The organism is Microbulbifer maximicatervae (SeqCode) (genome assembly GCF_052467065.1).
Genome location: NZ_CP174299.1, coordinates 4,769,120 through 4,782,948, shown reverse-complemented (window position 1 = coordinate 4,782,948; position 13,829 = coordinate 4,769,120). Strand labels below are relative to the sequence as shown.

The 13,829-nt window shown below is 50.8% G+C and carries 11 protein-coding genes; 7 read left to right on the top strand and 4 right to left on the bottom strand.

Annotated features, from left to right (window positions below; all coding sequences use genetic code 11):
- Positions 1-640: 640 nt before the first annotated feature.
- Both ACJJI1_RS21105 and cysB read left to right on the top strand, forming a co-directional pair.
- The gene (locus ACJJI1_RS21105) at positions 641-1,543 is read left to right on the top strand and encodes a 5'-nucleotidase (RefSeq protein WP_413662270.1); all 903 of its coding nucleotides are present in this window, start codon (positions 641-643) and stop codon (positions 1,541-1,543) included.
- 313 nt (positions 1,544-1,856) lie between these two features.
- Positions 1,857-2,828, top strand: a complete 972-nt coding sequence (gene cysB / locus ACJJI1_RS21100; protein ID WP_282932493.1) for an HTH-type transcriptional regulator CysB — start codon at positions 1,857-1,859, stop codon at positions 2,826-2,828.
- Between the two features lie 45 nt (positions 2,829-2,873).
- Here the strand turns inward: cysB and ACJJI1_RS21095 are convergent, their stop codons facing one another.
- From ACJJI1_RS21095 to ppsR, 3 genes are all read right to left on the bottom strand, one after another.
- Entirely contained in the window at positions 2,874-3,167 is a 294-nt protein-coding gene (locus ACJJI1_RS21095) for a hypothetical protein (protein WP_444896984.1), read from the bottom strand.
- 175 nt (positions 3,168-3,342) lie between these two features.
- The gene (gene pabB / locus ACJJI1_RS21090) at positions 3,343-4,674 is read right to left on the bottom strand and encodes an aminodeoxychorismate synthase component I (RefSeq protein ID WP_444957909.1); all 1,332 of its coding nucleotides are present in this window, start codon (positions 4,672-4,674) and stop codon (positions 3,343-3,345) included.
- 73 nt (positions 4,675-4,747) lie between these two features.
- A complete protein-coding gene (gene ppsR, locus ACJJI1_RS21085) occupies positions 4,748-5,575 on the bottom strand; it encodes a phosphoenolpyruvate synthetase regulatory kinase/phosphorylase PpsR (protein WP_444896986.1) in 828 nt (275 codons plus the stop codon).
- 189 nt (positions 5,576-5,764) lie between these two features.
- Between ppsR and ppsA the strand changes: the two genes are divergently transcribed.
- From ppsA to rraA, 3 genes are all read left to right on the top strand, one after another.
- Positions 5,765-8,128 (top strand): phosphoenolpyruvate synthase, encoded by a 2,364-nt coding sequence (ppsA, locus tag ACJJI1_RS21080; protein ID WP_282932498.1) that lies wholly within the window; start codon positions 5,765-5,767, stop codon positions 8,126-8,128.
- A 430-nt stretch (positions 8,129-8,558) separates the two neighbouring features.
- Positions 8,559-9,128 (top strand): L,D-transpeptidase family protein, encoded by a 570-nt coding sequence (locus tag ACJJI1_RS21075; protein WP_444928099.1) that lies wholly within the window; start codon positions 8,559-8,561, stop codon positions 9,126-9,128.
- Positions 9,129-9,263: 135 nt separating this feature from the next.
- Positions 9,264-9,743: a ribonuclease E activity regulator RraA gene (gene rraA / locus ACJJI1_RS21070; protein WP_444957908.1), complete on the top strand. Its 480-nt coding sequence runs from the start codon at positions 9,264-9,266 to the stop codon at positions 9,741-9,743.
- Positions 9,744-9,812: 69 nt separating this feature from the next.
- Here rraA and ACJJI1_RS21065 read toward each other — a convergent pair whose 3' ends face one another.
- Positions 9,813-11,252 carry a di-heme oxidoredictase family protein gene (locus ACJJI1_RS21065; RefSeq protein ID WP_444957907.1) on the bottom strand — a complete coding sequence of 480 codons (1,440 nt, stop codon included), beginning with the start codon at positions 11,250-11,252 and terminating at the stop codon, positions 9,813-9,815.
- Positions 11,253-11,406: 154 nt separating this feature from the next.
- Here ACJJI1_RS21065 and ACJJI1_RS21060 point away from each other — a divergent pair, with 154 nt between their 5' ends.
- Complete coding sequence (locus ACJJI1_RS21060) at positions 11,407-11,646, top strand: hypothetical protein (RefSeq protein WP_444957906.1); 240 nt, start codon at positions 11,407-11,409, stop codon at positions 11,644-11,646.
- Positions 11,594-13,828 (top strand): acyl-CoA dehydrogenase, encoded by a 2,235-nt coding sequence (locus tag ACJJI1_RS21055; protein ID WP_413662260.1) that lies wholly within the window; start codon positions 11,594-11,596, stop codon positions 13,826-13,828. The genes ACJJI1_RS21060 and ACJJI1_RS21055 overlap by 53 nt, the downstream gene beginning before the upstream one ends.
- Position 13,829 lies beyond the last annotated feature (1 nt).

The following is a 13,829-nucleotide window of genomic DNA, read 5'->3' as shown; positions in this document are numbered from 1 at the left end:
CAATAATTTTTTTGTAGTGGATGTAAACTTAAAAGGTCAAATTGTTTTTTTGATGTGTATGTCACGAATTCGGATATTTGCAACTTTGGTTATTTGAGGGGTTTTAATTGGTTAGTTTATAGCTTTTTCTGAATGGCAAACTTTTTTTGAGTTGTATTTAAACGGTAAAGCTTTCTGTGGTTTTGTTATTTTTGTTTATTTCTGGTGCGAAATTCTTCAATTTAATTCAATTTGCATGAAGAGGGTGCTATATGTTTGTTAAGTTTGAAGGGGTGTATTAGTCTGGGTTCTTTAAGGGGTTGTCAAACTAAAGGATTAAAGTATTAATCCTTTCTGAATTTGATGGGGGTGGATATTAACTCTACCAAACTTTACTGTAGAAAAATGCACGCGGTAGTTTGGGGCGGTTTCAATTTCGAGTTTTGAAATGTTTTGCTCCATCGTCTTAATCCCGCAGTCAAAGCAACTTTGACTCCCTGGACACTTGTGCAGCGCTCTGGAGGTAACATCGGGAAGGGCTGGCATTCTTATCTGTACATATCGCTCAATTTGTGGAATATAAGTTTGAGATTTGTCGTAGACTCTCACTGCCCTCAGTGAAGCTGCGGTGTCGGTGGATTAACGATGTAGAGGCTCTCTAATGGCTGTGCGTCCAGATAAGTTAGTAATCGCTATTTCCTCTCGCGCTCTGTTTAACCTTAGCGATAGCCACAAGGTTTTTGAGGAGCAGGGATTGCACGCCTTTTCTCATTATCAAGTTGAGCGTGAGAACGATGTTCTGGAAAAAGGGGACGCATTCCCTCTGGTTGAGAAGTTTCTAAAGATCAATGAGCTTCTTGGCGGGGAGCCACGGGTGGAGGTGATCCTGCTATCAAGGAATAGTGCCGATACCGGATTAAGGGTATTTAACTCGATAGAGCACTATGGACTCAATATTACTCGTGCGGCCTTCTGCAATGGTGGAAGCCCTTACCGTTATATTGGCCCATTTGGATGCAACCTGTTTTTGTCTGCTGATGGTGTAGATGTCCGCCAAGCGTTGGAGCAGGGGGTTGCTGCGGCAACCTTGGTTGCCGGAGGAAATCGCGAATATCGTGATGATGTGTTGCGATTTGCCTTTGACGGCGATGCGGTAATCTTCTCTGATGAGGCTGAGCGAGTCTACAAAACGGAAGGCCTGGCTGCTTTTACTGAGGCGGAGCGTGCCTCAGCACAGAAGCCACTGGGGGGAGGGCCCTTTAAGGGGTTCCTTGAAGCTTTGCAGAGGTTGCAGGCTGAATTTGAGATGGATACCTGCCCGATACGAACGGCTTTGGTAACGGCACGTTCCGCACCGGCTCATGAGCGGGTCATCAGGACATTGCGCGCCTGGGATATTAGAGTGGATGAGTCAGTTTTTCTCGGCGGGCTTCCTAAAGGTGAGTTCCTGCGGGCTTTTGGCGCCGATGTCTTCTTTGATGATCAGCCTAGTCACTGTGTTTCTGCAGGTGAGCATGTGGCTACGGGTCATGTTCCTCATGGAATCGCAAATGCAGAGGTATAAAAAGTTCAAAAGTGATAAAAGTGTACGTTATCACTCAGTGCTCTCTATGCCGATAATGTTCGAACTTTTCCCGGTCCTCATCCGAGAGGCTTAGCTCTAACCATTAGAAAATAAAGCCGACAGAAAGTCCGGGATCCCCCAAAGTTGATTGACACTTTCGTCTCTACCACGGATATTCAACCGTCCATTGGCCCTGGCTTTGATTCACTGCTATTCTTTTCTCGTATAACTCAAGATAGTTTTTATAACTATCGATCAAAAAATGGTATTACTCGCTCTCGGCCATGAGCGAACTTAATGAAAGGGAGGATCTATGAAGCTGCAGCAGTTGAGATATATCTGGGAAGTGGCACATCACGACCTCAATGTTTCTGCTACAGCGCAGAGCCTCTATACCTCCCAGCCGGGAATCAGTAAGCAAATCCGACTTTTGGAGGATGAGCTTGGCGTAGAAATCTTCGCGCGCAGCGGCAAGCATCTCACAAGGGTAACCCCGGCAGGGGAGGCAATCTTAAAGACTGCCGGCGAAATTATGCGCAAAGTGGAGAATATCAAACAGGTTGCGCAAGAGTTCAGCAATGATAAAAAAGGTAGTCTCGCTGTAGCCACCACTCACACGCAGGCGCGCTATGCCTTGCCCCCGATTATTAAGTTGTTTATAGGCCGTTATCCGGAGGTTTCCCTGCATATGCACCAGGGAACCCCTATGCAAATTTCTGAGATGGCGGCAGATGGTACTGCAGACTTTGCTATCGCTACCGAAGCTCTGGAGCTTTTCAGCGACTTGGTGATGATGCCTGTCTACCGCTGGAACCGCTGCATCCTGGTACCGAAAGATCACCCGCTTTGCCAAGTGAGCAAGCTATCCCTTGAGGACGTGGCGAAGTACCCGATAGTTACTTATGTATTTGGGTTTACCGGCCGCTCCAAGTTAGATGAAGCTTTCTTGGAGAAAGGGTTGTCACCTAAGGTAGTCTTTACCGCAGCCGATGCTGATGTAATCAAAACTTACGTGCGTCTGGGATTGGGAATTGGCATTGTGGCTGATATGGCCGTTGATGGCGAAGATGAGGACCTTGTGGCTCTCGATGCCAGTGATCTATTTGAATCGAGTGTTACGAAAATTGGCTTCCGTAAGGGGATTTTCCTGCGGGGCTTTATGTATGAGTTTATCCAGCAATTTGCCCCCCATCTCAGCCGTGAGCTGATTGACCAGGCGGCACAGGCGACATCCCGTTCTGAGGTCGATGCGCTGTTCGCCGATATGGAGTTGCCGGTTTACTAGAGCTGCTGCTGAATGGAAGTGCCGAATAAAGTTAAGGGATGGAGGCTATGAAGCCTCCATCTCGATCAGGGGGCGCAGCACTTCTTTGGCGAACTTGAAGTAAACAGTGAAAATCTCTGCTTCCTTACCTTCGCGCTCTACGACAAAGAAGGGCGCTCGCTCCACCTTGTACTGCTGAGCCAGTTGTAAACCCGGGCTTTGCGGGTCACGCACGTCGGCGATAAGTGTCTGGTCGATAAATTGCATTTGGCCATTTTCTTCCAGCTTTTCTTCAACGTCGCGACACTTGGCGCAGGGCGAGCCGTCGGCGAGAATTTTCTTGACCAGTGTGATCTTCACGATAATTTCCTTGATCCAGTGCAATGCCATTAAAGGCAAGATGGACTGAATCTATCAGAACCCCTAATAACTTTGAAATATCAATCGCCGATACCTTTATAACTGAAATTTGTAGTGATGCTACAAAAGGCGCCAAAATAGGCTGATTTTTAGTCGTTTTTCAGCGATTTGATGCCTACTGCAAAAATTGTTCAGTTGTTTCCAGTAGTAAGCGCACCTTGGCCAAGCACTCCTGATGCTCTGAAGTGGGATCGGAATCTGCAACGATCCCACCACCTGCCGCGCAGGTTAGATGTCCATCGTTGGCACTGAAGGTCCGGATGGCGATATTGGTGTCAGCGCGGCCACAGCTGCTGATGTAGCCAATACTGCCGCAATAAATCCCCCGGGGGCTGGATTCCAGCTCCCGGATCACTTCCATCGAGCGTCGCTTTGGAGCACCTGTGATAGACCCGCCGGGGAAACAAGCTTCGAGTAATTCGCTATAAACTGACTCTTCGGGTAGCTCGCCAGTTACTACGCTGACCAAGTGGTGGACATTGGCAAAACTCGCCAATTGGAATAGCTCGGGAACACGTACGGTGCCACTGCGACACAGCTTGCTCAAATCATTGCGCAGTAAATCGACGATCATCAGGTTTTCCGCCCGGTCCTTGGGGCTTCTCTGCAACGAGAAGGCGGCGCGCTGATCTGCCATCTTGTCAGCGTGTCTTGCTGCAGTGCCTTTAATCGGTTCCGTGCGCAAACTGGCGCCATCAGCTCGGATAAATCGCTCCGGTGACATACTGAGCAGGCTGCCATGGGGCAGGGCCATATAAGCAGAAAAGGGACCGGCAGCTTGAGAGCGCAATGCCAGGTAAGCGGTTAGCAGATCGCCGCTGTAGGGGGCTCTGAAACGCTGGGTAAAGTTTGCCTGATAGATATCGCCGGCGGCGATATATTCCAGTATCTGCTCAATTTGTGCCCGATAATCATCTGCACTCAGTTCGTGCTCAAATGGTGAAAGTAGCCGGAAGTCCCCGGGTGTAAGCGTGGTCTCCCAGTTGATTGCTTTAAATCGCTGTATCAACTCGCGAACTTGCTGTCGGGGGCAGGCGGGGTGGAAAACCAGGTGGTTACTGCCCAGTTGGTGGTCGGCAATAAAGGCCCATGTGTAGAGACCAAAAAAGCCTGCGGGCAAGTCCGTAGGGCGCATATCTGCCGGTAGATAATTGCCCTCTACACCGAGTTCATAGCCAGCGTAACCAATAACCCCGCCGCAAAAAGGCAGTTGTGAGTCCCTGTCCTGAGGGCAGAGTTCGCACACGAGGTCATCCAGCCGGGCAAATGGCTCGGGCGTGTCGGCACTTAACTCGAGGGTATTTATCGGGTCGGCACTAATGATGTCATAGCGCCCACCCTCCGCGAGAGGTCGACCGCTGTCGAGCCAAACGGGGATAGGTAAATCCGCTATCGCCGCAAATGCGGCGGGCGTGTTTAATGAGTAGGGCAGAGAGACAATTTGCATATCAAGCTACAGCAGTCCGGAAGACGGCGCACACTACACATTTTGCGGCGGCAATTAAAGGGTGTGTGGCTCTTTAGTCAATCCTGCGCTCAATACCGGCCTGAGACATCAGGCGGGTGGCGAGTTCCTCCACCGAAAGTTGGGTTGCATTGAGGAAAGGCACCTGGGCCCGCCTCAGCATTTGCTCAACTTGGCGCACCTCGAATTCACATTGTTCCTTAGAAGCGTAGCGGCTGTTGGCGCGCCTTTCCTGTCTAATTTGCATCAGGCGCTCGGGCTCGATTGTCAGGCCAAACAGCTTGTTGCGAAACGGGCGCAGGATCTTGGGCAGGGTGGTGGAGTCCATATCCTCTTCGGTGATGGGATAGTTTGCCGCGCGCAGGCCAAACTGGAGTGCCAGGTACAAGCAGGTTGGCGTTTTGCCGGAGCGGGAAACGCCCAGCAGGATTACATCGGCTTGCTGGAATTCGCTGACTCTGCGGCCATCGTCATTGTCCATGGCGAAATGCACTGCTTCAATCCGGTCGGTGTAGCGGCGGTTGTCGTCAATGCCGTGAGAGACGTTGACCATCTGTGCCGGATCTCGGTTAAACAGATTGGCCAGTGGCGTGAGGTAGTTCTCGAAGATATCGAGCATCAGCGCAGAACTTTGGTGCAGCTGTTCCCGGATCTTGTCAGAAACAATGCTGGTAATAATGATCGGCTGTAAACCGGACTCATCGGCTGCTTTTTCTATGCGTTGCAGGGCCTGTTTAACTTTTTCGGTGGAGTCGATATAGGGAAGCGTGACCTGCTCAACTTGTTGATCGCGGAACTGTGCAAGTAGGCTGTGGCCAATCGCTTCGACGGTGAGACCGGTTCCGTCGGAGATAAAAAAAGCCGTGCGCTTGTCTTTTGCCATGTTTGTTCTCAGTTTGTCGGCGTGAGGGGGCTATTGTAGGGGAGGAATGGGGCAAAGGTCTTTTATTCTGGCGTTATGCAATTTTTGTAGAAAATTTACAACATTTTGGCCAATTTTTACGGGCTATTTTTTACAAAACTCATCCTTATAATCTGCCGCCACTCAACCTGAATTTTAGAGGGCCTTCACTTGACGAACTTCACGATCGACTTCGCAAAACTGGGCATGGCCGATGTCGACAAAGTCGGCGGCAAGAACGCATCACTGGGCGAGATGATCTCCTCTCTCGCCGGTGCCGGTGTGAGCGTACCCGGTGGCTTCGCTACCACCGCAGAAGCCTTTAGGGCTTTCCTGGCTCACGAACAGCTGGAGCAGCGTATAGCCGAGCGTTTGCAAGGATTGGATGTTGGTAATGTCACCGAGCTGGCCCAGGCGGGAGATGAAATCCGCAACTGGATTTTACAGACTCCCTTCCCCGAGCAGCTGGAAAAAGAGATTCGCGAGGGCTATGAGGCCTTGGGTGGTGCGGAAACTGCTGTTGCAGTTCGCTCCTCTGCAACTGCCGAAGACTTGCCGGATGCGTCCTTCGCCGGTCAGCAGGAGACCTTCCTGAATATCCGCGGTATCGACGCTGTATTGAAGGCAGTAAAAGAAGTTTTTGCTTCCCTCTACAACGACCGTGCTATCGCCTACCGCGTGCACACCGGTTATGCGGATGTGGGCGTTGCTCTGTCTGCCGGTATCCAGCACATGGTGCGCAGTGAGACTGGCGCAGCGGGTGTGATGTTTACCCTGGACACCGAGAGTGGCTTCCGCGATGTGATCTTTATCACCGCCGCCTTTGGTTTGGGCGAAACCGTTGTTCAAGGTGCGGTTAACCCGGACGAATTTTACCTCTACAAGCCAGCCCTGGATGCGGGTCGTCCTGCGATTCTGCGCCGCAATCGCGGCAGTAAAGCGATCAAGATGGTTTACGATGAGAGCGGTGAATGTGGTCGTTCCGTAAAAACTATCCCGGTGGCAGACGAAGACCGCCAGCGCTTTGCCCTCAACGATGCGGAGCTGACAGACCTGGCAATCCAGGCCCGCAAGATTGAAGAGCACTACGGTCGCCCGATGGATATCGAGTGGGCTAAAGACGGCGACAGCGGTAAGTTGTTTATCGTACAGGCGCGTCCGGAAACTGTACGCTCCCGCGATCAGGGAACCAGCATCGAGCGCTACAGCTTGCAGGAGCGCAGTGACGTATTGTGTGAAGGTCGCGCAATCGGCCAGCGCATTGGCGCGGGCCCCGTTCGCAAGCTTGAATCTGTAGAAGATATGGCGCTGATGCAGGATGGTGAAGTCCTGGTTACCGACATGACCGACCCGGATTGGGAGCCGGTCCTGAAGAAAGCGAGTGCTATTGTTACCAATCGCGGCGGCCGTACTTGTCACGCGGCAATTATCGCCCGTGAGCTGGGCATCCCCGCAGTTGTAGGTTGTGGTAATGCAACCGAGCTGCTGGAAACCGGCACCCCGGTGACTGTTTCCTGTGCGGAAGGCGATACCGGTTTTGTAATGGCTGGTGAATTGGAATTCCAGCGCGAGGAAACTGAAGTTGCGGAAATGCCTGAGCTGCCGTTTAAAATTATGTTGAACGTGGGCAACCCGGATCGAGCATTCGCTTTCAGCCATCTGCCGAACCAGGGTGTTGGCCTTGCACGCCTCGAGTTTATCCTCAACCGCATGATCGGTATTCACCCGAAAGCACTGCTCGAACTGGATAACCTGCCGGAAGATCTGCAGCAGAATATTCGCGAGCGTATCGGTGGATACGATTCTCCAGAAGACTTTATTGTCGAAAAACTGGTGGAAGGTATCGCTACCTTGGCTGCAGCCTTCGCACCGAATCGCGTCATCGTACGATTGTCCGACTTTAAATCTAATGAGTATGCGCACCTTGTGGGTGGCCAGTTGTACGAGCCAAGCGAAGAAAACCCAATGCTTGGCTTCCGTGGTGCAGCTCGCTATCGCTCTGAAGATTTCCGCCAGTGCTTTGCCCTGGAGTGCCGTGCACTGAAGAAAGTCCGCGATGAAATGGGACTGACCAATGTGGAAATCATGGTGCCCTTCGTTCGCACCCCGGAAGAAGCTGAGGAAGTAGTCGGTCTGCTGGCTGAAAACGGCCTGCGCCGTGGAGAAGGTGGCCTTAAGGTCATTATGATGTGCGAACTGCCGTCCAACGCTTTGCTGGCGGAAGACTTCCTGCAGCACTTTGATGGCTTCTCCATCGGTTCCAATGACCTGACCCAGCTAACGCTTGGCCTGGACCGCGACTCCGGCCTGGTTGCCGATTTGTTTGATGAGCGCAACCCAGCGGTCAAGGCACTGCTTTCCAGGGCGATCCAAGCCTGTAAGAAAGCGGGTAAATATGTAGGTATTTGTGGTCAGGGTCCTTCTGACCATAAAGACTTCGCCCGCTGGTTGATGGATGAGGGGATCGACAGTGTGTCCCTGAACCCGGATACCGCAGTAGATACCTGGCTATTCCTGGCCAACGAGGAAGGTTAATTTTCCTCCTAAAGCGGCCCAATTGTGGGCCGCTTTCCCAATTATTTCCCCGCTATATTTAACTGTAATTTTTCTGCTGAAGCGGTGTTTGCCTTGGTGGAAAATGAGTCCGTTGTTGCAGTTAAATCCGGAAACACCTGATTTTGTTCTGCTAATTGTGTTTGAAAAATTTAAACGACACATTATCCAAAAAATACAAACCTCTATCAGCTGATCCACACAGAAGAATTCATTCTAAATCTTTCCGCTCGCCTCAATAGAATCGGAAGAGTCTTAAGGTTGCGTGTAAATCGAAAAACAGATTGCGCAATGTGCTCCGTAAAAATGTTCGCCGTGGGCCCTGGCCCCACTGGCGCGCACCTGAAAATTACCGACAGACTGTTTATCTGTTGGATTCAGGGCAGGGTACCCAGACTCGGTGAGGTGAGCTATGCAAACGAGTAGACAGTTTCAAATCCCCATACTTCATGTCTTTTTGATGATGTGCCTTATGGCTTTAATGGCAGCGCCACCGGCAGATGCAAAGCCACGCGCATCTAATTGGTTTGATGATCGCGCCGCAGCCAGGGGTGGTAGTCCATCAATTAGAATTGATTTAAGTGAGCAGCGCGCATATCTGTATAAAGGTGGGAAATTAGTTGGTGTCTCCCGTATTTCTTCGGGGAAGCGCGGTTACAGCACACGCCCCGGACATTTTCGTGTGTTGTCCAAACACCCTTATCACCGCTCGTCTATTTATGGCAGTTTTGTTGATAGACGCACTGGCAGAGTCGTGAGATCGAATGTAAATACTCGAAAGCATCGTCGCCCTGCGGGTACTGTGTATCGCGGAGCAAAAATGAATAATTACATTCGTTTTAATGGCGGTATCGGTTTACATGCTTCTGGCCATGTGCCCGGCTATCCCGCTTCTCATGGTTGTGTACGTATGCCCCCACATATGGCGAGAAAGTTCTATCAGCATGTGCGTGTAGGCACGCCGGTTCGTGTAACACACTAGTTTCAATTTCGTGGCAGCGAAGGCTTGGCCGGGTATTATCCATCGTGGTGATACCCGGTATTTATTTGCCTCTTAGCTCTTCTACTTTTTTCCCGCTATTATCCTTCTCTTCCATAGATTGCTGCGAGAATATTGATGCTCAAGTCAACCCCCGATTTATGTGATGCCTACCCTGATGAGGTGCGAGTAGTTGATCCTATGTTTATCAATTACGGTGGCCGAGATCGTTTTGGTGGGCAGATTGTCACTATCAAATGTTTTGAAGATAACTCCCTGGTGCGAGAACTGGTGGCTGAACCGGGGCAGGGCAAGGTTTTGGTAGTCGATGCCGGTGGATCTATGCGGCGGGCTTGTCTTGGCGATATGCTGGCAGAAAAGGCGGTTGCCAACGGTTGGGAAGGTATCCTGATGTATGGCTGCATTCGCGATGTAGATGAAATCGCGGAACTGGATCTGGGGGTGCAGGCACTTGGTAGCCATCCAATGAAAACAGAAAAAAAGGGAATTGGTGAAAGAGGCCTGGCGGTGAGCTTTGCCGGTGTGGATTTCCGCCCGGGGGAATACCTCTACGCGGATAACAGCGGTGTAATTGTGGCGGGTAAGGCACTGACCTAAAAACACCAGTAAGTCCATTAGGTCTGGAAACTGGCAGCCCAAAAGCGCTGCCAGTTGTTGAGAATCAACTCAGCGGGGATCAATTAGATCATCAGCGGGGTTCTCCGGCATTCTCAGGGACATCAAAAATGCCAAGATCTTATTCTGATCATTTTCACTTAAATACTTGAAATTCTGTGCTGCGTTACTGGCCTCGCTTCCGGGGCTGTCGTGGAGAAAAATGGCTTCTGCCAACGTAGTGGCTCTGCCGTCGTGTAAATAGGGCGCGGTATCGGCCACTCCCCAAAGGCGTGCGGTAATAAACTCACGGTTTTGCTGGTCCGTTTGGAAGAAGGCGTTCTCAGCCAGCCCCTCGCCCATATCGTGGCGCTTGAGATCAGAGAACATTGCGACCTCTATTCCGCCATTGCGGGTTTGGCGAAAATTTGTCGGTTGCTTGGTGAGGTCCACTTCGTAAAAAATGTCTTCAAAGGGAGTTTCTGGAGAGCCGGTAAGTTTATAAGGGAGGGTCCTTCTCTGGGTGACCATCGTTGGGCGGTGGCAGTCGGCGCAGCCAATATCGGAGAAAAGCCTCCGGCCGTCACGGTGTTCTCTGTCATCGACATCGAAAGGTGGTTCCAGGGTGGTAATAAAGATACTCAGTGCGGATAAGTCCCCAACGGTGATTTCGTTGACGACTCCGTCGTTATCAGCATCTGCTGTTGCTCCGCCAAAGGCTTCCGAGGCCTGCATCCCCATATGAAATGCCAAGGCGGAGACATCGAACTCCCTGACTGAGGCGTTGTCACCTTTTCGACCAAATGGCCTGACAACCAAATCGTGCTCGACGCCTTCGACATTGGTTGTATCCAAATTGCCGTACTCGTCGGCAATGATGCTCCCAAAACTGACTGATTTTGTTTCCAGTTCAACGATGGTGCCGGGGTTGTTGAGGGCGTGTTGTTTAAGATTTTGTAATTCATGGGTCATCTCACGACCAACCAATTCAATCCCCCCAGCGCCAAATAAAAATACCGGATTAATCAGCCGCCCATCAAACTCTGCGATACCGTCAAAGTTTTCATCGATAACATCGATATTGGCGGGACGGAATAATACGCTGGTTCCGAATCCTCCACCTCCGCCAATGCCCAATCTGGGTGGCGTTGTTCTATTGCTGATAACGGTGTGGCACTCCAGACAATTTTGCGCATCGAGGCCATTGACCCGTAAAAATGTGCCATTACCTTGCAGGGTGGGCCTGTTACCTCCGGTGGGGGAGTGGTTGTCCGGTTCAGAAAAATCGTGGGGGCCATCACCAAAGCCGTCGTAACGATTGAAAGGCGTGCTGAAAATAATTAGCCCCGCTTCACGTATTTCGTCGAGGTGAAGTTGTCCCTGGGAAATTTCATCCTGGCTAATCCTATCTGCAGGGTCTAAGCGCGGTGCTTCGCCGATAAGATCGGCGTAAATTAATGAAGGGAGCATCAGGCTGATGCTGGTGAGAGATATTGCCGTTAGTCGCTTCATGTCAAAATCCTTGTTTATTTTTCTTTCCCTTTCAAAAAGTTATAAGGCGAAGTCCCTGGAAAAAATGGTTGTTTAATTGAAAGGGGGTGAGGGGGTCTCACACTACGAATTGCTGTGGACGGAGTGAGAAAAAGCTAATCTCAATAACTTTTCAATGGCCCTAAAAAAAATAACGCCGGTTTTGTTGAAAAATAAAATGTCTATCAGGGTAGGGGCATGGATTTCTTCTGTGAATTCTTACCTGCAATCAAACGTCTCCTATTATTGTGCATTGATGACTCTCTCGGCCCTGCGGGAATTGGCAGTGTTTGTTGCAACGGCTGCCGCTATGGAAGGTGAAAATGAGCGAATTGCGCAAAAAATTCTTTACCGCGCCTCTTTTAAAAATTATTAAACGGGTACTTCCGCCAATTTCTGAAACAGAAAGGGAGGCGATGGAAGCGGGTGAGGTTTGGTGGGACGCTGAGTTATTGTCAGGTAAACCACATTGGGATCAGTTGTTGGGGATGGGTCCACCTGCGCTCAATGAAGAGGAGCAGGCTTTCCTGGAGGGGCCAGTCGAAGAGCTGTGCCGAATGATCAACGATTGGCAAATCAGCTATGTGGATCGCAATATTCCGGAGCATGTTTGGGATTTTCTACGGAAAAATCGCTTTTTTGGCATTATTATTCCCAAGAAATATGGCGGCCTTGGCTTTTCCCCGACAGCTCATGCGGAGATAGTGACCAAAATTACCACCCGCAGTACCTGTGTGGGTGTCACAGTAATGGTGCCTAACTCATTAGGCCCGGGAGAGCTGCTACTGGCTCACGGTACGCAAGAGCAAAAGGACTACTATTTGCCACGTCTGGCAGATGGCACTGATATTCCCTGCTTTGCGCTGACCAGTCCGGAGGCCGGATCTGATGCGGCATCCATGATTGACCGTGGCGTAGTCTGTTACGGCGAATATCAAGGCGAAAAGGTCCTTGGTATGCGTGTTAATTGGCACAAGCGCTATATCACCTTGGGCCCGATAGCCACGGTGTTAGGTTTGGCCTTCAAGCTCTATGACCCGGACCATATTCTCGGCGATGAAGAAGAGCTGGGTATTACGGTTGCCCTGGTGCCCACAGATACACCGGGAGTTTCCATTGGTCAGAGGCATCTCCCAGCGCTGCAAGCATTTCAGAACGGGCCCAACTGGGGAAAAGATGTTTTTATGCCCATGGATTGGATTATTGGCGGCGAGGAGAATGTCGGCAAAGGTTGGGAGATGCTGATGAGTGCCCTTGCCGCAGGCCGAGGAATTTCTCTGCCATCCCTGTCTACCGGTGGGGCAAAAATGGCCGCGCGCATGACCGGCGCTTACGCCCGGGTTCGAGAGCAATTTAATGTGCCTGTTGGCCGCTTTGAAGGCGTGCAACGCCGCTTGGCTGAAATTGCTTCTATCGCCTTTGTATTGGATAGCGCCCATAAAACGACTACCCGTGCCCTGGATGAGGGGCGAAAACCAGCGGTGATCACCGCAATTATGAAAGCCAATGCTACTTGTGGTCTACGCCAGGCCATTATTGATGCAATGGATATTCATGCGGGCAAGGCCATTATGGATGGTCCATTAAATTACCTGGGTAATGTTTATCGAGCGATACCGGTAGCAATTACGGTAGAGGGGGCCAATCTTCTCACTCGCAGTTTGATGATCTTTGGTCAGGGCGCAATTCGCTGTCACCCCTATATCTTGCAGGAAATGTTGGCGGCAGAAAATCCGGATCATGAAGCAGGTTTGGACGAACTGGATAAGTTGTTGCCCAAGCATATGTGGTTTCAATTCAAAACCCTCTGTCGGGGTATTTTTCACGGCTGGACGGTGGGCTTGTTTGCCAGCAGCCCTCGCAACGTAGGGCACGCCGCCAAGTATTACCGGCAATTGAACCGGTATTCGGCGGTGCTATCTCTGGTCACCGAATTTTCCTTGATGACCCTGGGAGGAGAACTCAAGCGAAAAGAATTGATTTCTTCCCGATTGGGCGATGTCTTGAGTCAGCTGTATCTGCTCAGCTGCACCCTGAAGCGCTTTTATGATGATGGCAACCCTAAGGATGACCTCCCTCTGCTGGAATTTGCCATGCGAGATGGATTGCATAAGATCGAAGTCAACTTGTTGGAGGTGTTTCAAAATTTCCCCCGGCCATTTATTGGCCAAGTAATGCACTTCCTCACCATGCCTTGGGGTCACAGTGTCCACACCGCATCGGATCGGCAAGCCAAGGCCTGTGCGGAATTACTGTTGACGCCGTCGGCGACTCGCGACCGGCTGACCAGTGGAGTCTTTCTCGGAACTCCCGGGGATGGAGTGGATATTGTTGAGCAGGCGTTTGATCGGGTATGCGCTTCCGAGCGGGCTCGTGAAAAATTAAAAAAAGGCGGTATTCGCAACCTGAGCAGGGATAGCGTGGAAGAAGGGTTAAAGAAAAATCTAATCAGCGATGAAGAGGCTGAGATACTCTACGATGCAGCGGATGCTGTGGAGAAGGCAATTCAGGTGGATCACTTTGAGCACTTGGGTGGGTGTGCGGGCACAGTCCAATAAG

Coding starts and splice junctions, on each gene's coding strand:
- ACJJI1_RS21105 (WP_413662270.1), top strand. CDS start 641: ATGGCTGTGCGTCCAGATAAGTTAGTAATCGCTATTTCCTCTCGCGCT.
- cysB (WP_282932493.1), top strand. CDS start 1,857: ATGAAGCTGCAGCAGTTGAGATATATCTGGGAAGTGGCACATCACGAC.
- pabB (WP_444957909.1), bottom strand. CDS start 4,674: ATGCAAATTGTCTCTCTGCCCTACTCATTAAACACGCCCGCCGCATTT.
- ppsR (WP_444896986.1), bottom strand. CDS start 5,575: ATGGCAAAAGACAAGCGCACGGCTTTTTTTATCTCCGACGGAACCGGT.
- ACJJI1_RS21075 (WP_444928099.1), top strand. CDS start 8,559: ATGCAAACGAGTAGACAGTTTCAAATCCCCATACTTCATGTCTTTTTG.
- rraA (WP_444957908.1), top strand. CDS start 9,264: ATGCTCAAGTCAACCCCCGATTTATGTGATGCCTACCCTGATGAGGTG.
- ACJJI1_RS21065 (WP_444957907.1), bottom strand. CDS start 11,252: ATGAAGCGACTAACGGCAATATCTCTCACCAGCATCAGCCTGATGCTC.
- ACJJI1_RS21060 (WP_444957906.1), top strand. CDS start 11,407: ATGGCCCTAAAAAAAATAACGCCGGTTTTGTTGAAAAATAAAATGTCT.
- ACJJI1_RS21055 (WP_413662260.1), top strand. CDS start 11,594: ATGAGCGAATTGCGCAAAAAATTCTTTACCGCGCCTCTTTTAAAAATT.